Source organism: Streptomyces sp. NBC_00209, from assembly GCF_045206345.1.
Taxonomy (GTDB): domain Bacteria; phylum Actinomycetota; class Actinomycetes; order Streptomycetales; family Streptomycetaceae; genus Streptomyces.
Window position 1 is genome coordinate 6,792,636 of record NZ_CP108121.1, and the last position, 20,079, is coordinate 6,812,714.

Here is a 20,079-nt window from a genome sequence, read left to right on the forward strand (position 1 = left end):
CTCACGACCGGACGATCCGCTCCAGGACGGTCATCGCCGCCAGGAGCTCGCGCCGCTCCTCCTCCGTGCAGTGATCCTCCAGGGCCCGGGCGAGCCAGCCCTCCCCGGCGAGCCGGCGGTCCTCCAGGAAGGTGTGCCCGCTGTCGGTCACGTACACCAGCTGACGGCGGCCGTCCTCCGGGTCCGGGCGGCGGCCGACCAGACCACGCTCGGCCAGGGCACCGACGGTGCTCGTCACCGACTGGTGCCGTACGCCCTCGGCGGCGGCCAGCTCGACCACCGACGCCTCGCCGTCCTTGTCGAGCCGGCTGAGGACGGAGGTCTGGGAGGGCGTGAGCTCCTCGCGGTCGTACGTCTCCCGCAGGCGCCGCCGCAGCCGGCTGTACACCACACGGATCCCGTGCGCCGCGCGGGCGGCCGTCTCGGAGACGGTCTGCTCGGTCTCGTTCATGTGTACAGCCTAAGGTGCGCAGTCTGGACTGCGCAATTATGCCGTGTGATGTGGGGGCGGATTCACTCTTGCACGTGGCTACGTAATTACGTAATCTCGTTACATGGATTTGGAAGGGCGTGTCACCGAGCTCGAACGACGCCTGGCCGAGCTGGTGGAGGCGGCCCCCGCCGCGCCCGCCGTGGCGGAGGCCGACTTCTGGGCGCTCGACGCGCTGAAGGCGCGGCACCCGGTGACGGAGGAGGCGGACGGCGCCGTGCTGTTCACCGGAGCGGTGCGCGTACCGACCGGACGCCGCTACGAGTGGCAGTACGGGCTGCTGACCGAGACGGTGCTGGACGACGACTGGTCGGACGCCGCCGCGTCGTTCGCCGCACTCGGCAACCCCGTACGACTGACGCTGCTGCGCGAGGTGCTGGGCGGCCTGCGCACCGCGGCCGAGTTGGCCGCGCTCGACGGCGTCGGGACGACGGGCCAGGTCTACCACCATCTGCGTCAGCTGACGGGCGCCGGCTGGCTGCACTCCCCGGAGCGCGGTCGCTACGAGGTACCGGCCGGGCGAGTCGTGCCGCTCCTCGTGGTGCTCACCGCCGCACGCCCCGTGACCTGACCGACGGGGTACACCGATCTACGTTCAAGGGGGAGAACATGTCCGTGAACCGAAGGAAGATCGTCGCGAAGGTTCAGTACGCGCTGTGGGTGGTCTTCTTCGCCCAGATCGTCATCGGGCGCTTCGTGGAACTGCCGTACACCTACTGGTGGAGCTGGCTCCCGGCGCTCGGCGCGATGGGAATCGGCCTGATGGCAGCCCGCTCCGCCCGCCACCGGATCGGGACCCGCTCCCCGGCCGCCGTCGCGGTGGCGCCCCCGGTGACCGGCCGCTGGTCCGCGGTCAACAGCCCCGCCGACAAGGTCCCGAGCCACGGAACGCACAGCCTGGCGCAGACCTACGCCATCGACATCGTGGCCGAGCCGGCGGAGGGACCCGCCCGGCCCGCCCCCGTCTGGTTCTGGCCCGTGGCCCAGCGCAACCGGGACTATCCCGCCTTCGGCGCGCCCTTGTACGCGGTCGCCCGCGCGACTGTCGTGCACGCGGAGGACGTTCAGCGCGACCACCTGAGCCGCAGTTCGCTCGCCGGTGTCCTGTACTTCTGGCTGGTCGAGGGGGCGGGCCGGACCATAGGCGGCAGCCGTCGCATCGTGGGCAACCACATAGTCCTCGACCTGGGCGACGGAACGCACGCCGTGTACGCGCACGTCCAGCGCGGCTCCCTGCGCGTCCGGCCGGGCGACGAGGTGGGGCCCGGCGATCTGCTCGGCCGCTGCGGTAACTCGGGCAACTCCACCCAGCCCCATGTGCACTTCCAGCTGATGGACGGGCCGGACCTGGAGACGGCGAATGGAATCCCGTTCACCTGGCACGGAGTCGGCGTCCCGAGCGGCGGCGAGAGGTTCACCGTCGACACGGACGCCCCGGCGCCGGCACGGCCTCAGGACACCTGACCCGGACCACCCGCACCTTGCCCACCGCCCTCGCCGGGCGGCCCGGGTTGGTCTCCGCCGGCTACCACCGGTGCGGGCGGCGGGTGTTGGTGAGGAGGGCCGCCACCACCGTGACCATGGCCAGGGCGATGGCGAAGTGGGCCGCCCAGGCGCCTGCCGGGGTGGGTCCGCCCCAGGCGTGGGTGGTGTCCTCGCCCGCCGTCGCCAGTGGGTAGAGCAGGCCGCGGGTGAGGAGAAGGGCCACGGAGGGAGCGGCCAGGGCGAAGGCGAGGGCGTTCGCCGGGAGGCCGCGGAGGGACCGGCCGACGATCGTCCTGAAGCGGTCCGGCGCGGGCGGAAGGGGCGCGTCCGCCGGGGACGCGGCCGGCCCGCCGAGGGATGCGAGGCGGCGGACGCTTTGCCGGTCAGGGCCAGCACCAGCGCGAGGACGGTGGCGGGCAGGGCCAGCAGCGCGTGGGCCAGGAGCAGGGCCGCCCGCCGCGGCAGCGGACGGCGGTGCGCGGGGAGGGCGTCGGGCGCGAGCGTCATGGGGAGCCCCTTCTCGGGTTCGGTGCGATGGCCGGAGGGTAGGGGCACGGCCGCACCGACGGCGTCATACCGGGGAGCCAACCCGCCCGTCAGACCTCGGTAGCACTGCCGGTCTTCTGGGGCCTGTTGGTCGGCACCGCGCACCGGTGGCCCGAAACCGGTTGAGCGGGAGCCGTCGACACGGAAGGGTCCGTGGTCATGGAGTACTTCTGCTATCACCGAGACCGGCCGGACTCCCTCGCCCTGCGCGAAGAGTTGCTGGAGGAGCACTGGTCCTACATGGACCGGTACGCGAAGGAGCTGATCGCCCGGGGCCCGACCTTCGCCGCTGACGGTGAGACACCCACCGGAAGCGTGCACATCGTGGACCTCCCCGATGCGGCCACCGCCCGGGCGTTTGCCTTCGATGAGCCCAACTACCAGGCAGGTGCCTATCGGGACGTGCTGATACGTCGTTGGCGCAACGTGCTGGGCCGCACCATGTGGGACTTTCCCGGGGGTTCGGAAGGTGGCAACCGCTACCTGGTGATCGGCTTCGGCGAAGGTCCCGCAGCCGACCCGGGCCTGCCGTCCGTCCAGGACGACCTGATCGCGTACGGGCCGCTGCTGTCCGACGACGGCGGGACATGGCTCGGTACGGCCTGCCTGCTCAGGGCCGCGAGCCCGGACGAGGCACGCGCCGTCCTCACGGCGGACCGGTACGCGGACATCGAGGTCCACGACTGGGAGTTCGGCGGACGCCGGTGAATGCAGGAGCGCCCGGCCGCGTGCGCGGCCGGGCGCTCCTTCGGCAACTGAGCCCGGGACCGACGGGCTCCGCTGCCGGGGCTCACATCAGACGGGTTCCTCGACGGGGTGTTCCTCGACGCTGTGCGAGTCGGTGAGACTCAGCGCGCCGCCGGCCGCGATCAGCCCGACGACGACGGCGAGCAGCGCGTAGGTGATCCGTTCGCCGTGGAAGAAGGACGCGACGAGGTCGCCGCTCCAGACTCCGGCGGGGAGCGACGTGGTGACCAGTGCGGCGATCAGCGTGCCGACCACCGCGGTGCCGACGCTGGAGCCGACCTCCTGGGCGGTGTCGTTCAGGGCGGCGGCGATCGAGGTGCGGTTGCTGGGCATCGCGTCCACCAGGGCCACCGCGCAGATGGTCATCACGGTGCGCAGCCCCACGGTCATGAGCACCATGCACGCCGCGATGACGGCGTACCCGTGCTCGACGCCCCAGGCGAGACCGGCCAGCGACCCCGCCAGGCAGGCCGCGCCCACCAGGCAGGCGATGCGGTGGCCGAACCGGCGGGCGAGCCACTCGGACAGCGGGGTGGCCATGAGCATCGTCACGATGATGGGCAGGTTGGCCAGGCCGGCCCGGACCGGGCTCCACCCGTACGCGTACTGGAAGTGCAGGATCAGCCCGAACATCACACTGGCCATCGCGATGGACGTCCCGATCTGCGCGAGCGCGGCCCCCCGCACCGTGCCGTTCGAGAAGACCCGCAGATCCAGCATGGGCGCCGCACTACGCCGCTCGTGCCGCACGAAGCCGTACCCGGCCGCGACCGCGCCCACGACGGACGCCAGGGTGATCCCGGAGAGCCAGCCGTGCTCGACACCGCTGGTCAGCGAGTAGCAGGCGAGCCCGATGGCGGCGACGCTCAGCAGCGCGCCCGGCACGTCGAGCTTGTCCTTGGTCAGGTCCTCCGGGCGGTCGGCCGGGACGCCGAGCCGGACGCCGATGCAGGCGATCAGCGCGATCGGGGCGTTGACGAGCAGCAGCCACTCCCACCGGACGTGCGCCAGCGCCGTACCGCCGAGCAGCGGACCGAGGACGAAGCCGGACATGCCCACGATGATCATGACGGTCATCGCGCGCATCCGCAGCGCCTTGTCGTCGAACAGGCGGAAGACCAGCGAGTTCGTGATCGGAGCCATCGCGGCGGCCGCCACGCCGAGCGCGGCGCGCAGGGCGATCAGCTCGCCCGCGGTGGAGACGAGCGCGACGCACAGGCTGAGCGCCCCGAACACGGTGAGCCCGATGAGCAGCACCCGGCGGCGGCCGAGCCGGTCCGCCATCGATCCGGCGGTCAGCAGAAGGCCGCCGAACGTCAGCGAGTAGGCGCCGGTGACCCACTGCAACGCGGTCGTGCCGCCGCCCAGGTCGCGGCCGATCGTGGGCAGGGCGATCGACAGCAGGGTGTTGTCGACCATCTCGACGAAGAAGGCCAGGCACAGGGCGGCCAGGGGTATCCACGCCGCGCGCAGCGAGGGATAGGAGCGGGACCCGTTTCCGGGTGGGGCGGTAGTCATGGCGCGGTCCTTTCGATCGAACATCGTTCGGCTATCGAACGCCGTACGATGAGCTACGATAGAACAGCGTTCGATAGGATGCAAAGAGCGAGAGGAAAAGCCATGGCACAGCAGCGGCGCCGGGCCGACGGGGGACGCCGCCGGGCTTCGCACTCGATGGAGTCCGTGCTCACCGAGGCGGTGGCCCTGCTGGACGAGGCCGGCGCGCCCGCGCTGACGTTCCGCGCGCTCGCGCAGCGCCTGGGCGGCGGCGTCGCCAGCATCTACTGGTATGTCGCGAGCAAGGACGAACTGCTCGACCGCGCCACCGACCATGTGATGGGCACGGTGCTCGCCGACATCGAGAAGCTTCCGATCGGCGATGACCCCATCGGCGACCTCCGCGCGATGGCCGTCACGCTGTTCGACGCGGTCGCGGAGAGGCCCTGGCTCGGCGCGTACTTCATGCGGAACACCGATGTGCAGAGCAATTCCCTGCGCGTGTACGAGACGCTGGGCCGGCAGACGCTCCGCCTGAAGCTCGACGCGCGTCAGCGGTTCCACGCCGTCTCCGCGATCGTCGGGGTCGTGGTCGGCTCCGCCGTCGACATGGGGCAGGAGCCGCCGGAGGAGATCCTCGACGGCGCCGTAGACCGCGAGGAATACCTCGGCCGTTTCGCCACGGCCTGGCGGGGCCTCGATCCGGAGGACTATCCCTTCGTCCACGAGATCATTGACGAGTTCGACGGCCACGACGACGTGGACCAGTTCCGCTCCGCGCTGGACCTGACCCTGGCCGGCCTGCGCCTGCAGGCCGGAGCGTAAGCCTCGACGGCTCAGTGGCCCTTGCGGCGCTCCGCGTCGAACCGGCGCAGCACCCGCACCACGCGCCACACCCCGGCCGCCGCTCCGAGCAGCGCACCTCCGGTCAGTGTGCGGTCACGTGCCGGTCCGGTGACGTCGAACGCCAGGGTGACGGCGAAGGGCACCGCGAAGACGGCCGCCCCCAGCACGGCGGCCGACACCAGGGCGAAGGCGATCTCCACCGTCATCGCGTCCTTCTCCCACCGTGACTCACGCCCCATGTCCATGGCGCAAGTCTCACATCGCGGTCAACCCCGGCAGGGGCTGACCGCGGGGGAGTGCGGGGCCTCGGCCCGCCGCTCCCTTCTCCTCGCGCGCCAGCCGGTCAGGCGTGGCCGGCGGAGGGGGCGGACTCCCAGGCGAAGCCGTCCGGGTCGGTGAAGGTGCCGGCGGCGCCGCCGAGGACGATCCGGTGGGCGCCGGCCGCGTCGTCCGGGACGCCGAGGTCCTTGGCGAGGGCGCGCCGCTTGTACAGCGCCAGCTTGACGGCGGAGGACTCGCCGGGCAGGAACTCGGCGTACTTCCCGCCGAAGCTCTTGCCCACGGCCAGCCCCCGGTCCACGTAGAACTGCTTGGTGGCCTTCACGTCCTGCACGCCGAGCAGCAGGATGAACTCGTCGATCTCGCGGGTGGCGGGACCGGTGTCCTTCTTCGACGAGGTCGCGATCTTCCAGATCGTCCCGTCGGGAGCCTGTACGACGCCGCCGTACCCCCACAGCGACTTGGCGGCCGGCTTCAGCACGGTGGCCCCGGCGTCGACCGCGGCGGCCACGAAGCCGTCCACGGTGGCCGGTCCGGACACGGTGAGCGCCAGGGTGAAGCCGCGGAACCCGGTGTCCTGGGCCTCGCGGGCCCTCAGCCGGATGTGCGTGTCCACTCCGAAGGCGGCGTAGAAGCGGCGGGCCTCCTCGACGTCGGCCACCTCAAGGGTGACGGAGGAGAGCGAGCCGGCGGGCTTGGTGTCAGTGGTGGTGTCCATGAACTTCACGTTAGGGGCCGGGCCGGTGCCGGGGCTTCTTGATTCCTGACCGCTCTCGCGACCCGCTGCGCCAGGCACGCCGGCAGCCCCTCGACGCCGCGCGCGGTTGCCGCGTCGGCGGTGTCCGCCCCGTCTTCCGCCAGGCGGCGGAAGCGCTCCGGCGTCAGGCCGACCAGCTCGGTGAAGCGGGCGGTGAATATTTTCGGTGTCGCGCAGCCGACCGCCGCGCCCACGGCGTCGACGCCGAGCTCGCCCCGCAGCAACAGCGTCGCGCGGTCCACCCGACGGGCCGTCAGATAGGCGTACGGGGACTGCCCGTAGACGGTCCGGAATCGCCGGCTGAGGCAGCCCGGCGCCATGTCCGCCCCGCGCGCGAGCTCCACCACGTCCAGCGGCGCGGCGTAGGTCCGGTCGATCAGGTCGCGGACGCGGCGCAGTCGCGCCACGTCCGCCGGGCGCTTCCCCGGGGTGTGTTGCACGGGTGAGATGTCCATGTCGAGCAGGCTAGGGACGCCTCGGCGGCCCCGCTTCTCGATTCCTGATGAGCCCGGCGGGACGCCCCGTCAGACGGCTTGCCGCTTACGGGTGGCGTAGGTACGGGACTTGCTGCGGTTGCCGCACACCTTCATCGAGCACCAGCGGCGGCTGCGGTTCTTCGAGACGTCCCAGAACGCCCAGGCGCAGGTGTGCTCCGCGCAGCGCTTGAGCCGGGCCGCGTCGCCGGTGGTGACCAGCTCGTTCCAGGCGATGGCCAGGGCGGCCAGGGGCCGCCGCTCCGGTGGCAGGTCCGGGGCGGCGGTGAGCGTGCCCCGGGCGGTGACCAGCACCGGATGCGCGGCGAGCACCCGCTCGGCGGCGGCGAGCAGTGCGGGGTCGGGGGCGTCGCCCACGTGCGCGCCCAGCTCCTCCCTGAGGCCCGCGCGCAGGGCGAGGTAGTCGGCGTGCACGTCCGCCGAGAGCTCTGCGGGGGCGTCGAGCAGACCGCGCCCGGCGAGCCAGGCGGACAGCCCGGCGGCGGTGGCGATCTCGTCGCTCGCCTCCTCCACATCGACCGTGTTGGCGAAGGCTTCGACCAGGACGGCCGGGGCCGGCTGCTCCAGCATGAGCGTCACTCCTTTCACACCCCCACCACTCTACCGGCTATCGGTTTTACCGGTTGTGCGGTGTGGGCGGGGTGAGGCACAGTTCACTCACCGTCTAACGCATTAGACGGTGATATGGCGTGCTGCCGAGACGACCAGGGGGATGCACACAACCATGACCACAACAGCGCCCGGACCAACGGGCACCGTGACGGCCCGGCACGACACCCGGACCCGCCTCGGGCGCCGTAACACCGCCGTCCTGGTCGCCTTCACCGCCGCGACCAACCTCGCCGACGGCGTGATGAAGATGGCCCTGCCCCTGCTCGCCGCCCAGCTGACCGGCTCACCCGCACAGGTCACCGCCGTCTCCCTGACCCTCACGCTGCCGTGGCTGCTCATCGCCCTGCACATCGGTGTCCTCGTCGACCGCTTCGACCGCCGCCGGCTGCTCTGGACGGCGAACGGCATGCGCGTGGCCGCCATGGCCTGGCTCACCGTCGCCGCCCTCACCGGCGGCGTCGCGCTTCCCGTGCTCTTCGCCGCCGGCGCGCTCCTCGGCGTCGCCGACGTGGCGGCCTCGACCTCGGCATCCGCCCTGGTCCCGGCCGCGGTGCCGCCCGCCGGACGCGAACGGGCCAACGCCTGGATGGTGGGCGCGGAGACCGTGGGGCAGGAATTCGCCGGGCCCTTCGTCGGAGGGCTGCTCCTGGCCGCCGGAACCGGCCTCGCCCTGGGCGTGACCGGCGCCTCCTACGCCCTCGCCGCCCTGGCCCTGCTGCTGCTCGTGGGCCGCTTCCGCCCCGCCGCACCCGCCCCGGGCACGGCCCCGGCATCGGTCAACAGCCGCATCGCCGAGGGCGTACGTTTCCTCTGGAACGACCGCCTGCTGCGCACCCTGTCCCTGATCGTCGCCGTGCTCTCCGCCGTCTGGGGCGCCTGGCTGGCGCTCATGCCGCTCTACGCCCAGCGGGCCATGGGGCTCGGCTCCCGTGAGTACGGCATCCTGCTCAGCGCCCTCGGTGTCGGCGGCCTGGCCGGGGCGCTGACGGTGACCTGGGTCAACCGGGTCCTCGGCGCCCGGCGCGCGATGTTCGCCGACCTGATCGGCACCCTCGCGATGGTGGCACTGCCCGCGCTCACGACGAGCCTCTGGGCGGTGGCGGCCGGCGCCTTCCTCGGCGGCATGGGCGGCACCCTCTGGTCGGTCAACGCCCGCACCCTCACGCAGCGCAGGGTGCCGGACGAGATGCTCGGCCGCTACGGTGCGGCGTCCCGCCTCTTCAACTTCGGCGCGATGCCCCTGGGTGCGGCCGTGGTGGGCCTCGTGGCCGAACTGGGCGGCATGCGCCTCGCGTTCGGCCTCTTCGCCGCCGCGACCGCCGTCACGCCGGTGCTGTTCATCCGGAACGTGCCCCGGATCCCCGCCGGCCCGGTCGGCCGATGAGGAAGCCCGGCAGACGCTTCCCTTCGCCGATGCCGATGCCGATGCCGATGCCGATGCCGCAGACGTCCGCACCGCCGCGTCGTCATCGTAGTTTCGCGGCAGGACCAGGTGTTCCGCCGCCCCGCGGCGGCCGTTTCATCGCGGAGCGGTGGCGTCCGATGGCAGGAGGGTGCGGTGGTGGCGGTAGAGGGTTCCGGTGCCGCCGAAGTCCTTGAGCACCGGGGCCCACACCGCCTCGATGTGGGCGACGGCCGGCTCTTCCGCGACCCACTCGGAGAAGCTGAGCACCTGGCCGCCGTCCACGGCGATGTGGAGGTGTGCGGCAAGAGCGCCGGGGTAGGCCCGGTCGTCGCCCTCGGTCCGCTCTTCCCCCGCGAGCAGCCCGTCGAGCCAGGCGCGGGCGGCCTGCTCGTTCTCGGTGGGGAAGAACGCCGCCGGGAACGACTCCGGGACGGGCGCCGGCTCCTGCACGGCGGTGCCGCGGACCGTGCGGTAGTGCCGGAACGCCCGGGAGACGGCGCTCGCGCCGTCCGGCGAGCCGGTGGCCGGGATCCGGTCCTCGGTGTCCCACTGGGCGTAGGTGAGCACGGAGTCGTCGTCACCGCTGGTGTACACGGTCAGGGAGAGCAGCCCGCGCGGCCACGGTGCGCGGCGCGCGTCGGCGACGGCCCGCTCGGCGGTCCGCCGGGTGTGGTCCGGTCCGCGGGTGGCGAGGGTGGTGACGAGTACGGCCGCGCTGCGCGGATCGTCGAGGACGGCCCGTACGGGGTCGGCGGACACGTAGGACACGGTGGCGGCTCCTGGGAGTCGGTGGGGGCGGGAGAGGGGGCGGTGCGGGCGCCCCCTCAGTCTCCGTCCGGCGTCGTCCGATTCCCAGGGCCGTCGTTTCAGGTCTTCGTCAGGAGTGTCAACTCCCCGCAAGGAGGCGGTCGGTGAGGCCGCGCAGCCGGCGTGCGGCCGCGGGGTCGAAGGCGGGGGTGCCGACCGGGATGCGACGGCCTTCGACGAAGGCGCTGAGCGCTTCGGCGGGGGGTTTGTCGATGGCGTCGGTGATCGGCGGCAACGCTGCCTCGACGGGTTTCGCGTGCGCTTGCATCGACCGGATGTGAGCGAGTGTCGCGGAGTCGTACTCACCGGAGAAGCCGGTCGCCGTGACCCCGGGGTGGATCAGCACGTAACGGATCCCGGCCGGGCCGTGCTGCTCGGCGTAGGAGACGCCCAGCAGGTCGTTGAGCTTCCCGCCGTGACCGAGCGCGGCCCCGCCGTGGTAGCCGCGGCTGAGCTGGAGATCGTCCCACCGGACGAGGTCGAGCCCGGCGCCCGGACCGGCCACGTTGACGACGACCGGATGCCGGGCCCGGGAGAGCGGCTCGGCGAGCGCCTGGCCCAGCACATGGCGGCTCAGGTAGAAGAGTGCGAAGTTCTCCTCGTATCCCTCCGCGGTCTCCGTGCGCCGGAAACGGTAGTGGCGGGCGCAGAGCACCAGCGCGTCGACCGTCGGGAACGCGGCGCGGATCTCCTCGGCGGCACGGGAGGTCTCCGTCAGCAGGCTGAGGTCGGCCGTGATGAAGAAGGCCCGCCCGGCGGCGCCCGCCGCGGCCGCGGCGTCGAGGAACCGGCGGCCCTTCTCGGGGTTCCGGCCGATGACGACCACCGTGTCGCCCCGGCCCAGGTACAGCTCGGCCAGAGCCTTGCCGATGCCGTCGGTACCACCGGCGATGACCAGTGTGCTCATTCGCCCTCTCCCAGCGTTCGAACGGATGCGGTGGAGATCCCGGCGGACGGGGCCTCCGCGGGCGGGGGCTCCGACGGCGGGGCCTCCGAGGGCGCGGTCGCGGGGCGGCCCGGCAGCAGGGTCGCCGCACCCAGGACGAGGACGAGCACCACGGACACCGTCCAGTACGCGGCGTGGAATCCGCGGACCGGGTCCCCGTCGCCCGCGGTCTGCATCACGAGCGCCACGACGGCGATGCCGATCGACGCCCCGAGTTGGTTGAGCATGTAGAGCACCGAGCTCCCCTGCGGCACCAAGGGCGCGGGCAAGGTGCGGTAGAGGGAGGCGATCGTGGGGGCGCCGACCGCGCCGAGACCCACGCCGATGGCGAACGCGGCGACGGCCGGCCACACTTCGGACGTGTCGGCCCCGATACGGGTGAAGGCCAGCGCGCTCAGCAGCGCGAGAGCGCCGCCCGCCCGTACGAGGCTCCGCGAGCCGACCCGGTCCGAGAGCCGGCCGGTGACCGGCATGGACAGGGCCGACCCGATGCCGAGCGGCGCGAGCAGCAGGGCCGCCTCGAAGGTGCTCCTTCCCTGGACCTGCTGGTGGTAGAGGGGAAGGGCGAAGAGGCTGGCGAACGTGGCGAGGCCGACGAGCGAGCCGACCGTCACACTGGCGGCGAAACTGCCGCGCTGGAACAGGCGCAGGTCGATGAGGGGCGCGGCCGCACCCTCGCCGCGTCGTCGCAGCGCGTGGAACCCGTATCCGCCCAGCAGTACGAGGGAGAACACCAGGGGCACCAGCACCGACGGGACGGCGAACGCGGCCTGTTCAGCGGCCTGCGAGAGCGCGAGGACACCGGCCGCGACGCCCGGTCCGATCAGGGCCAGGCCGAGGATGTCGAGCTTGCCGGCGGCCGATTTTTCGGCGGGGGAGTCCTTGGGCACGAACCTGAGGGCGAGTGCCAGGGCGACGAGGCCGATGGGGACGTTGACCAGGAACATCCAGCGCCAGCCGGTGCCCTGGAGGATGATGCCGCCGACGACCGGCCCGAACACCGGGCCACTGGAGCCGACGATCCCCATCAGCCCCATGACGCGTCCGGCACGGGCGGGCCCGGAGGCGCGGGCGAGCAGCGTGAGCATCAGCGGGTCGAGCAGGCCGGCCCCCAGGCCCTGCACGACGCGGAAGACGATGAGGCTGGGTGCGTTCCAGGCGAGGCCGGAGGCCACCGAGCCGACGAGGAAGACGACGAGGCCGAGCAGCCACAGCCTGCGTCCGCCGAACCGGTCCACCGCCCAGGTGGTGACGGGGATCGAGACGGTGAGCGCGAGCAGATAGCTGGTGGACACCCAGCTGATGGTGGACAGCGAGGTGTCGAAGTCCCGGGCGAGGGTGTCGGCCGCGACGGCGATCATCGAGCCGTCGAGGATTCCCATGATCCCGCCCAACAGGATCACGCCGATCAGCCGCCGCAGGGCGGGATCCAGACGTTCGTCCTGTGCATGCGCCATGACTGTCTCCGGTGAGATCGAGCGAGAATTGCACTGGCGAGTGCAGAGTAGGGCACTCGCGGGTTCGGGTTTAACGCATCGGGGCAGTTGCTTGCACTCGCTGGTGCATTTCTGCGCGCCGGTGGGTACGATGGCGGAGTGAGCGGAACGAGCACCCCCAAGGCCCCGTCGCGAGGCCGCATCGACAAGCGGCAAGCGATCCTCGGCGCCGCATTCACCGTCTTCGCCCAACGGGGCTACGCCCGTGCCTGCATGGAGGAGATCGCCGAGGTCGCGGGGGTCGCCAAGCACACGGTGTACAACCACCTCGGCGACAAGCAGAACGTCTTCCGCAGCGCGATGGAGGCCGCGGCCGACGACGTGATGGCGCAGAACCTCGCCGTCGTCGATCTGTTCACCGCCGAGGTCGGTGCGGGTGCCGAGGTGCGGGAGGGCGAGGAGTCCGCCCGGCTCGAAGACCTGGCGTACCGCTTGCTGCTGCGATGTTGCAACGAGCAGTCCTGGGCGCTGCGGCGCCTGCTCTACGCGGAGATCGGCCAGTTCCCCGATCTGCTGGAGATCGTCTGGGGGCGTGGGGCGAGCCGGCTCAAGGAGGCGCTGGCCGACCGGCTGGCCCGGCTCGCCCTGTCCGGCCGGCTGAGGTCCTGCGATCCGGGGGAGGCGGCCGAGCACTTCCTCGCCCTGCTGACCGGTCCGATGGAGGCCCGGTCCCGGCTCGGCACCCGAGTCGTGCCGGAGGCGGAGGTCCGGCAGGTGGCACGCTCGGCGGTCCACGCCTTCCTGGGAGCTTACGGGGTGTCACATCCCGTTCAAAGTTCATGAGTTGACACGTACTGGCAGGTTCGGGCGGTCGTACGCGAAGCGGTCGTGAACGTCCGTGAACGCTTCTTTAAGACCCTCGACACGTGCCATCGGATCCCGGGCCGCGCGGAGAACATCGTCTGCGTGCGCGCACCCGATCGGATCAAGGGAGACATCGTGCAGATTCTCGTGGTGGAGGACTCACACAACAGCGACGGCGAACTGACCCGGGCACTGGAACGCCACGGGTACGGCGTCGCCTCCGTCAGCAGTGGCACGGCGGCACTGGACGCACATCGTGGTGCGGACTTCGTCCTGCTCGACCTCGACCTGCCCGACATCGACGGCCTGGAAGTCTGCCGGCGCATCCGCGAGGACGCGGAGACACCGGTCATCACGTTCACGGACAGCGGCAGCGAACTCGACCGCGTCCTGGCCCTGCGGACCGGCGCGGACGACTGCCTCGACAAACCCTACGAATTCCGCGAACTGGTGGCGCGCATCGAGGCCGTCACCAGGCGCAGGCACGCCCGGCCGGGATTACGGGAGTCCCTGACGGTCCTCTCGATCGGAACGCTGCGCATCAATGCCGCGTCCCGCGAGGTCCTGTTGCGCGGAAGTCCCGTCGACCTCACCCGCAAGGAATTCGACCTGCTCTACTATCTCGCCCGGCACTCCGAGAGCGTGGTCAGCCGGCAACGGCTGATGACCGAGATCTGGGAGGACCCGATGCCGCACGTGCTCGGGTCCCGGGCGACGCGCACCGTCGACACCCATGTCAGCTCCCTGCGCAGCAAGTTGGGCCGGAGCAGCTGGATAAGGACCGTGCGCGGCGTGGGGTTCAGGGTCGGACACGAGTGACATCCCGTGGTGGGCCGGCGGATTCCGTGACCCGTCGGCCCGTCACCGCTCCCTGCCCCGCCGGTTTTCCTTTTCCTGACAACGAATTGTCGAGATGTGATGAACCGGCTGACCGGGACGGAAAACGGCGGAATCTAGAGTCGGCAGGGTTCGCGCACCGGTTCACCTCACAGACGGAGACCATCCGATGACGACGACCGATTCCGGGAATTCCCTCTCCTCCTGCCCCTATCACGCCTCCGGCTTCACCTCCGAGCGCCTCGAACTCGATCCGGCCTACGCCAGGCTGCGGAGCGAGGAGCCCGTCACACGGGTCACGATGCCGCACGGCGGGGACGCCTGGCTGGTGACCCGGTACGCGGACGTGCGCGCCGCGCTCTCCGACTCCCGGCTGAGCAGGGCTGCCGCCGTCGGCAAGGACGTCCCCCGGTCCAGTCCGCTGATCCAGCAGGCCGATTCCCTCCTCAGCATGGACCCGCCGGAGCACACGCGACTGCGCCGGCTCGCCGCGAAGGCGTTCACCGCACGGCAGGTGGCCGCCGTCCGGCCGCGGGTGCAGGCGGTCATCGACTCCCTCGTGGACGCCCTGGAGGAGTCGGGTCCCCCCGCCGACCTGGCCACCGGGCTGGCCTGGCCCATGGGCATCACGGTCATCTGCGAGACCTTCGGCATCCCGGAGGAGGACCGCGGCCGGTTCCGCGAGTGGACCGACGCGATGATGGCGCTGACGGTCGCCGAGCCCGCGACCATCCAGGCGGCGCGGGACAGCCTCGACGGCTACCTGCGGGAGCTGATCGCGCGCCGGATCGCCGAGCCCGGCGACGATCTGCTCAGCCGTCTGGTCACCTCGCGCGAGGGTGGCGACCGGCTGACCGAGAGCGAACTCGGCGTGTTCGCCGTGGATCTCCTCACGGCGGGGCACGAGACGACCGCCAACCAGACCGGCAACTTCCTCTACACCCTGCTCTCCCGGCCCCCGCTGTGGGAGTCCCTGGTCCAGGACCCGGCGCTGGTTCCCGCTGCGGTCGAGGAACTGCTGCGGTACACCCCCCTGGCCACCAGCGTGGCGCCGTTCTCCCGGATCGCCGTGGAGGACTTCGAGCTCGCCGGCCAACGGGTGCGCGCCGGTGACGCGGTGGTCGCGCAGACCGACTCCGCCAACCGTGACGGGGCCGTGTTCGAGAACCCGGAGGAGCTGGACTTCCACCGGGAGACCAACCCGCACGTGGCGTTCGGGCACGGGGCGCACCACTGCCCCGCGGCCCCGCTCGCCCGGCTCGAACTGCAGACGGTCATCGCGACCCTGGCACGGCGGCTGCCGGGGCTGCGGCTCGCGGTGCCGGCCGACGAGGTGGAGTGGAACACCAACCGGGTGATGCGGGGTGTCACGCGCCTGCCCGTCGAGTGGTAGCACCGGGACGGCCGTGAGCGGCGCCCCCGCGGGGGCGCCGCTCACACGTGGGCCGCGGCCGGTTCAGCGGAAGGCTTCGGCGTTCTCCTCCGCCCACTGCGCGAAGGGGAACGCCGGGCGGCCCAGCACGGCCGCCACGCCGTCGTACGTCCGCTGCGGCCGGCCGTCCCGCGCCGCCTGGTACGCGACGAGGGTGGCGGCGACCGGTTCGGGCACGAAGGCGGTGAGCTGCTTTTGGTACTCCTCGGGCGTGATCAGCCGGACCAGGACGTCCCGGCCCGCTGCCGCCGCCACGAGCTCCGCCTGCCGCCGCGCCGAGAGGGACTGGGGGCCGGTGATACGCAGAGTGGCACCCCGGTGGGCCTCGTCCAGGAGCGCGCGCACCGCGACGGCTGCGATGTCCGACTCGTGGATCGGCTCGCTGTGGGATTCGGGATAGGCGAGCCGCAGCGGACGTCCCTCCCTTATGTCCGGCGCCCACTGGAGGGCGTTGGTGGCGAACCCGCCGGCCCGGACGAACGTCCAGCCGATCCCCGAGGCCCGCAGTACGTCCTCCACGAGCAGGTGCTGCTGCGCGATCGGACTCGTGTCCGCCCCCTGGCTTTCGATGGCGAGAGAGGAGAGCAGCACGATGTGCCCGACTCCGGCCGCCGCCGCGGCCTCGGTCAGACGCGTGGCGCCGGCCGGCTGGGCGTACAGGAAGATCTTCCGCACACCGTGGAGGGCCTCGGGCAGGTCCCGCGGTGAGGCCAGGTCGAGCCGCACCCGCTCCACCTCGTCGGGCAGTGCCGTCAGGGACGCCGGGTCCGCGCTCGCGGCCCGCACCTTCTCGCCGGCGGCGAGGAGTTCGCGTACGACGGCGGCGCCGACCCGGCCGCGCGCTCCGGTCACCAGGATGGTCATGTGTCGCTCCTGTCGGGGGTGATGCCGTGGTGGAGGTGGAAGCGGCGGAAACCGATGGGGCGTACGCCGGGGGTGGCACCGGTGGCCCGGAGGGTGGCCGCGCGGGCCGCGCCCTCCAGGAAGGCCGAGTGTGCCTCGTCACTGGTCCACTCCGCGTAGTTGAGGACCCGGCTGCCGTCCGTGCTCGCGTGGAAGTGGGCGCTGAGCATGCCTTCGCGCTGCTCCGCCGGTGCGTCGGTGACGGCGCGCGCCACGGACCCGATGATCCGCTCCTGCGCGTCGGCTCCGTCGACGTCGAAGGTGGCGACGACGACGGCTCCGGGGGGTGGTGCTCCGGTGCCGTCCAGGACGACGCTGGTGTGCAGCCGGTACGAGACGGCCGCGGCCGCCGCCGGCCCCCGAAGCGTCCGGACGAGGTCGTGGTGGGCGGTGGGCCGCGCGGCCTGGACGTAGGTGAGGACGGTGTCGCCGCCCGTATCCAGATAGGCGTGGAACGAGAGCAGGCCGTCGGGCCACACGGCTCCGACCCACCGGTCGGACACCTCGTCCAGCAGGGCGCGGGCGGCGTCACGTCCGGGGGCATGCCAGTGGGTGATGTGGACCGAGGTGGCGTCCGGGCGCGCGAGGTCGGGGCCGCGGCGGGCGGCGGCCCGGGGCTCAGTGCCCATGGGGCTGCGCGGAGATGGTGACGGTGAGCGGGAGCGGTGGTGCGGAGCAGGTCATGCGGGTTCCTTACGTGAGGGTGGGCCGGGACGTCCGTCGCGGAGTCCGGGAAGAGCGGCGGCCAGGCCCGCGGCCGCTGCGACGGCCAGCACGGCGAGGGCCGGGCGCCGGTCGTCGGAGGCGGTCAGGAGCCAGGCGGTGAGCGGGAGGAGCAGGACCGCGCCGAGTTGCACGGCCATCTGGTAAAGCGGGATCGCCGTGGCGCGTCGCGACGGCGGTACGGACCCGGCGGCCCGCATGTTGAGCGCGGCGAAGGACAGCACGAACCCCGCGCCGACGAGGAGCAGCACCGGCAGCGTGCGGGTGAGGTACGCGTCCGAGGGGGGCCGCCACACGGCGAGCAGGTATCCCAGCAGCGGCGCCGCGGCGCCCAGCGCGATCAGCCGGCCCGTTCCGTGGCGACGGACCAGGGAGCCGGCGAACGGCACGGACACGGCGAGCGGCACGCAGGCGGGCAGCAGCGCCAGCGCACTCGTCCAGGGCGACAGGGCGAGCCGGCCCTGCATCTGGAAGGTGAGCAGGAACAGCAGCCCCTGGTACGTGCCGTTCAGCGTGGCCGCCCCCAGACCGGTGCGCAGCAGTACGCGGTCGCGCCCCGACGGCCCCGGCGCGGGGGGCCCGGCGCGGTCCGAGGCCGAGGCCGGCGGCCGGACGGTCGCCTCGTGGGGGACGAGCCGCAGCCCCCACAGCAGGAGGACGAGCGTGACGGGGGCCGGCAGGAGGAAGATCCAGCGCCACCCCGCTTCCAGGAGCGCTCCGGACACGAGGAGCCCGGCCGTGAACCCCGCGGCCCCGAAGGCGGAATACACCGAGACAGCACGGCGCCGCTCCGGCCCCTCGGGGTAGGCCGTGCCGATGATGGCGAGCCCCATCGGCGCCGTGAGGGCGGCGCACGCGCCCTTGACCACCCGGGTCGCGATGAGCAGGGCGGGCCCGTCCGCCAGCCCGCCCGCGACCGACGCGAGCGCGAAGCCGAGCATCGCGGCGAAGTAGACGCGCCGCCTGCCGAACCGGGCGGCGAGCCGGGGCCCGGTGGTCAGCAGGGCCGCGAACCCGAGGGCGAAGCCGCTCATGAGCCCTTGCACGGTCAGCAGCGACAGGCCCAGGTCGTTCCCGATGGCCGGCAGGGCGACCAGGACGAGCGACACCTCCGTCGCGTCCAGCACCATGTTGCCGGAGAGGACGAGGAGCAGGGCCCACGTGTGCCCGGCGGAAGCGCGTTCGGTCGTGGTCACGGCAGGAGGCGCGGCAGCTGTTCGGTGACCAGCTCCAGGTTCTCGGCGACCAGGTCGTCCGGCATGCCGGCGATGCTCGCCCAGAAGATGAGGTGCTTCACGGGCAGGCCCGCGGTCAGCTCCTTGATGCGGACGGCGGCGTCCTCGGGGGTGAGGATGTCGAGCAGTCCGCGCCGGTCCTCGGCGTCAGGGTCGCGCAGATCATCGAGGGTCAGGGGCGGCGGGCCGTCGAAAGCGGTTCCCTGGAGGGCCCCCTGACGGTAGGAGTTCACCTGGTGGACCAGGTGGGGGCCGATGCGGTGCCAGGCGGCCTCCGGGTCCCGGGAGAGCAGGAGGGGGAGCAGGTCGCTCACGCGAGCGGTCTCCGGGTCGTGGCCGCCTTCGATCAGTCCCTCGCGGTACTGCCCGAAGCGTTCGCGTGAGATGTGCAGCAGCCCGATGCCCAGCCGGCCGGCCAGCCGGGCGCCCCGCGGCCCGTAGAAGCCGCCCCACACCGGTGGCGGGTCCTGGATCGGCAGGGGAGTGATCTCCCGCTCGCGCCAGAGCCGGAGGATCTCCCTCATGCGTTCCTCGGTCCGTGCGAAACGATGACCGAAGTCGGCGTCGAAGAGCGCGTACTCGGGGACTCGGTAGCCGGCGCCGAGGCCCAGTTCGAGCCGGCCGCCGCTCAACAGGTCCACGATCGCGGCCTGTTCGGCGATGTCGACGGGGTGGTGCAGCGCCGGCAGGACGACGGAGGTGCCGATGCGCGCGCGGCGGGTGCGTGCGGCGACGGCCGCCGCGAAGGTGAGCGGCTGGGGCAGGTAGCCGTCCTCGAAGCGGTGGTGTTCGGTGAACCACAGACCGCCCACGCCCCGGTGGTCCGCTTCCTCGCAGAACTCCAGGGTCCGCGCGTAGTGGTCTGCCCAGGGCCGGTGCCACTGGTCGGGGTTGCGCAGGTCGAAGAGGAGTCCGACGTCCATGACAGATGCCTTTCGAAAGGGGGGACGGGCGGCAGGACACCCCTCAGCCGAGGAGGGTGCCGCCGGTGGCGTCGACGAAGGAGCCGGTGATCCAGCGGGCCTCGTCGGTGGCGAGGAAGGTGACGACGTCGGCGACGTCCCCGGCCTCTCCCACGCGCTGGAAGGCGGACAGCTTGGCCATCTCCGCCACCGCTTCCGGGATGTCGAAGACGGGACTCCCGTTGTCGGTGATCCCGGGCGCCACGCTGTTGATGGTGATGCCGCGAGGGGCGAGCTGCCGTGCCAGGTGAAGGGTGAGCTGCTCGATGGCTCCCTTGGTCATGGCGTACGCCACCTGCTCGGGGTTGGCGACCCGGGTCAGGCCCGAGGAGATGTTGACGATCCTGCCCCCCTCGGGAATCGACGGCAGGGCGCGCTGCACCAGGAAGTAGGGCGCCCTGGCGTTGACGGCGAAGAGGCGGTCGAACTGCTCCGGGGTGACGTCCTCGGGGGCGACGCCGTTCTGGGTGGTCTCACCCGCGTTGTTGACGAGGATGTCGAGGGTGGTCTCGCCGGTCCGCTCCTTCAGCCCGCGTTCCAGGCCGAGGAAGAGTTCGTGGACGTCGCCCGGGGCGCCGAGTTCGGCGCGGACGGTGAAGCCGTGGCCGCCCTCCGCCTCGATGGTCGCCAGGGTCGCGTCGGCCGACTTCCGGTCGTGCGCGTAGTGGACGGCGACGAGGGCGCCCTCGCGGGCCAGCCGGATCGCGATGGCGCGTCCGATGCCCCGGCTCGACCCGGTGACGAGTGCGGTCTTTCCTTCGAGCCTGTTGCTCATG

23 protein-coding genes are annotated in these 20,079 nt (G+C 72.3%); 8 read left to right on the forward strand and 15 right to left on the reverse strand.

The window, feature by feature from the left end:
- Position 1: 1 nt before the first annotated feature.
- Positions 2–451: a MarR family winged helix-turn-helix transcriptional regulator gene (locus tag OG867_RS30690; protein WP_406290317.1), complete on the reverse strand. Its 450-nt coding sequence runs from the start codon at positions 449–451 to the stop codon at positions 2–4.
- 103 nt (positions 452–554) lie between these two features.
- On the opposite strand from OG867_RS30690, the gene OG867_RS30695 reads away from it, so the two are divergent.
- Entirely contained in the window at positions 555–1,061 is a 507-nt protein-coding gene (locus OG867_RS30695; protein ID WP_406290319.1) for an ArsR/SmtB family transcription factor, read from the forward strand.
- Between the two features lie 38 nt (positions 1,062–1,099).
- Positions 1,100–1,954: a M23 family metallopeptidase gene (locus OG867_RS30700; protein WP_328898695.1), complete on the forward strand. Its 855-nt coding sequence runs from the start codon at positions 1,100–1,102 to the stop codon at positions 1,952–1,954.
- A 61-nt stretch (positions 1,955–2,015) separates the two neighbouring features.
- Here OG867_RS30700 and OG867_RS30705 read toward each other — a convergent pair whose 3' ends face one another.
- Complete coding sequence (locus tag OG867_RS30705; protein WP_406290321.1) at positions 2,016–2,198, reverse strand: hypothetical protein; 183 nt, start codon at positions 2,196–2,198, stop codon at positions 2,016–2,018.
- Positions 2,199–2,680: 482 nt separating this feature from the next.
- Between OG867_RS30705 and OG867_RS30710 the strand changes: the two genes are divergently transcribed.
- Positions 2,681–3,229, forward strand: coding sequence for a YciI family protein (locus tag OG867_RS30710; protein ID WP_406290323.1), 549 nt, complete (start codon positions 2,681–2,683; stop codon positions 3,227–3,229).
- A gap of 87 nt (positions 3,230–3,316) precedes the next feature.
- Here the strand turns inward: OG867_RS30710 and OG867_RS30715 are convergent, their stop codons facing one another.
- The gene (locus OG867_RS30715; RefSeq protein ID WP_406290325.1) at positions 3,317–4,786 is read right to left on the reverse strand and encodes an MFS transporter; all 1,470 of its coding nucleotides are present in this window, start codon (positions 4,784–4,786) and stop codon (positions 3,317–3,319) included.
- A 156-nt stretch (positions 4,787–4,942) separates the two neighbouring features.
- Between OG867_RS30715 and OG867_RS30720 the strand changes: the two genes are divergently transcribed.
- Entirely contained in the window at positions 4,943–5,590 is a 648-nt protein-coding gene (locus OG867_RS30720) for a TetR/AcrR family transcriptional regulator (RefSeq protein WP_406291231.1), read from the forward strand.
- A gap of 11 nt (positions 5,591–5,601) precedes the next feature.
- Here the strand turns inward: OG867_RS30720 and OG867_RS30725 are convergent, their stop codons facing one another.
- The 4 genes from OG867_RS30725 to OG867_RS30740 all read right to left on the reverse strand — a co-directional run bounded on the left by OG867_RS30725 (position 5,602) and on the right by OG867_RS30740 (position 7,711).
- On the reverse strand, positions 5,602–5,856 hold the full coding sequence (locus OG867_RS30725) for a DUF6332 family protein (protein WP_406290327.1): 255 nt from the start codon (positions 5,854–5,856) through the stop codon (positions 5,602–5,604).
- A 98-nt stretch (positions 5,857–5,954) separates the two neighbouring features.
- Positions 5,955–6,608, reverse strand: coding sequence for a glyoxalase (locus OG867_RS30730; RefSeq protein WP_406290329.1), 654 nt, complete (start codon positions 6,606–6,608; stop codon positions 5,955–5,957).
- A 5-nt stretch (positions 6,609–6,613) separates the two neighbouring features.
- Positions 6,614–7,102: a helix-turn-helix domain-containing protein gene (locus OG867_RS30735; protein WP_406290331.1), complete on the reverse strand. Its 489-nt coding sequence runs from the start codon at positions 7,100–7,102 to the stop codon at positions 6,614–6,616.
- A gap of 69 nt (positions 7,103–7,171) precedes the next feature.
- Positions 7,172–7,711 carry a CGNR zinc finger domain-containing protein gene (locus tag OG867_RS30740; RefSeq protein WP_328898688.1) on the reverse strand — a complete coding sequence of 180 codons (540 nt, stop codon included), beginning with the start codon at positions 7,709–7,711 and terminating at the stop codon, positions 7,172–7,174.
- A 154-nt stretch (positions 7,712–7,865) separates the two neighbouring features.
- Here OG867_RS30740 and OG867_RS30745 point away from each other — a divergent pair, with 154 nt between their 5' ends.
- Positions 7,866–9,137, forward strand: coding sequence for an MFS transporter (locus OG867_RS30745; RefSeq protein WP_406290333.1), 1,272 nt, complete (start codon positions 7,866–7,868; stop codon positions 9,135–9,137).
- A 135-nt stretch (positions 9,138–9,272) separates the two neighbouring features.
- Here OG867_RS30745 and OG867_RS30750 read toward each other — a convergent pair whose 3' ends face one another.
- From OG867_RS30750 to OG867_RS30760, 3 genes are all read right to left on the reverse strand, one after another.
- A complete protein-coding gene (locus OG867_RS30750) occupies positions 9,273–9,926 on the reverse strand; it encodes a hypothetical protein (protein ID WP_406290335.1) in 654 nt (217 codons plus the stop codon).
- 118 nt (positions 9,927–10,044) lie between these two features.
- The gene (locus OG867_RS30755) at positions 10,045–10,872 is read right to left on the reverse strand and encodes an SDR family NAD(P)-dependent oxidoreductase (protein WP_406290337.1); all 828 of its coding nucleotides are present in this window, start codon (positions 10,870–10,872) and stop codon (positions 10,045–10,047) included.
- Complete coding sequence (locus OG867_RS30760) at positions 10,869–12,368, reverse strand: DHA2 family efflux MFS transporter permease subunit (protein WP_406290339.1); 1,500 nt, start codon at positions 12,366–12,368, stop codon at positions 10,869–10,871. The genes OG867_RS30755 and OG867_RS30760 overlap by 4 nt, the downstream gene beginning before the upstream one ends.
- A gap of 138 nt (positions 12,369–12,506) precedes the next feature.
- Here OG867_RS30760 and OG867_RS30765 point away from each other — a divergent pair, with 138 nt between their 5' ends.
- The 3 genes from OG867_RS30765 to OG867_RS30775 all read left to right on the forward strand — a co-directional run bounded on the left by OG867_RS30765 (position 12,507) and on the right by OG867_RS30775 (position 15,441).
- Positions 12,507–13,190 carry a TetR/AcrR family transcriptional regulator gene (locus OG867_RS30765; protein WP_406290343.1) on the forward strand — a complete coding sequence of 228 codons (684 nt, stop codon included), beginning with the start codon at positions 12,507–12,509 and terminating at the stop codon, positions 13,188–13,190.
- 123 nt (positions 13,191–13,313) lie between these two features.
- A complete protein-coding gene (locus tag OG867_RS30770; protein WP_406290345.1) occupies positions 13,314–14,030 on the forward strand; it encodes a response regulator transcription factor in 717 nt (238 codons plus the stop codon).
- 187 nt (positions 14,031–14,217) lie between these two features.
- Positions 14,218–15,441 carry a cytochrome P450 gene (locus tag OG867_RS30775; protein WP_406290348.1) on the forward strand — a complete coding sequence of 408 codons (1,224 nt, stop codon included), beginning with the start codon at positions 14,218–14,220 and terminating at the stop codon, positions 15,439–15,441.
- 63 nt (positions 15,442–15,504) lie between these two features.
- Here the strand turns inward: OG867_RS30775 and OG867_RS30780 are convergent, their stop codons facing one another.
- The 5 genes from OG867_RS30780 to OG867_RS30800 are packed head-to-tail and all read right to left on the reverse strand — an operon-like array spanning position 15,505 to position 20,078.
- On the reverse strand, positions 15,505–16,344 hold the full coding sequence (locus OG867_RS30780; protein WP_406290352.1) for an SDR family oxidoreductase: 840 nt from the start codon (positions 16,342–16,344) through the stop codon (positions 15,505–15,507).
- Complete coding sequence (locus tag OG867_RS30785) at positions 16,341–17,012, reverse strand: hypothetical protein (RefSeq protein WP_406290354.1); 672 nt, start codon at positions 17,010–17,012, stop codon at positions 16,341–16,343. Before OG867_RS30785 ends, OG867_RS30780 begins: the two co-directional genes overlap by 4 nt.
- 51 nt (positions 17,013–17,063) lie before the next feature.
- Complete coding sequence (locus tag OG867_RS30790) at positions 17,064–18,302, reverse strand: MFS transporter (RefSeq protein WP_406290356.1); 1,239 nt, start codon at positions 18,300–18,302, stop codon at positions 17,064–17,066.
- Positions 18,299–19,264, reverse strand: coding sequence for an LLM class flavin-dependent oxidoreductase (locus OG867_RS30795; protein ID WP_406290358.1), 966 nt, complete (start codon positions 19,262–19,264; stop codon positions 18,299–18,301). Before OG867_RS30795 ends, OG867_RS30790 begins: the two co-directional genes overlap by 4 nt.
- 43 nt (positions 19,265–19,307) lie before the next feature.
- Positions 19,308–20,078: an SDR family NAD(P)-dependent oxidoreductase gene (locus OG867_RS30800; RefSeq protein WP_406290360.1), complete on the reverse strand. Its 771-nt coding sequence runs from the start codon at positions 20,076–20,078 to the stop codon at positions 19,308–19,310.
- Position 20,079: the final 1 nt, after the last annotated feature.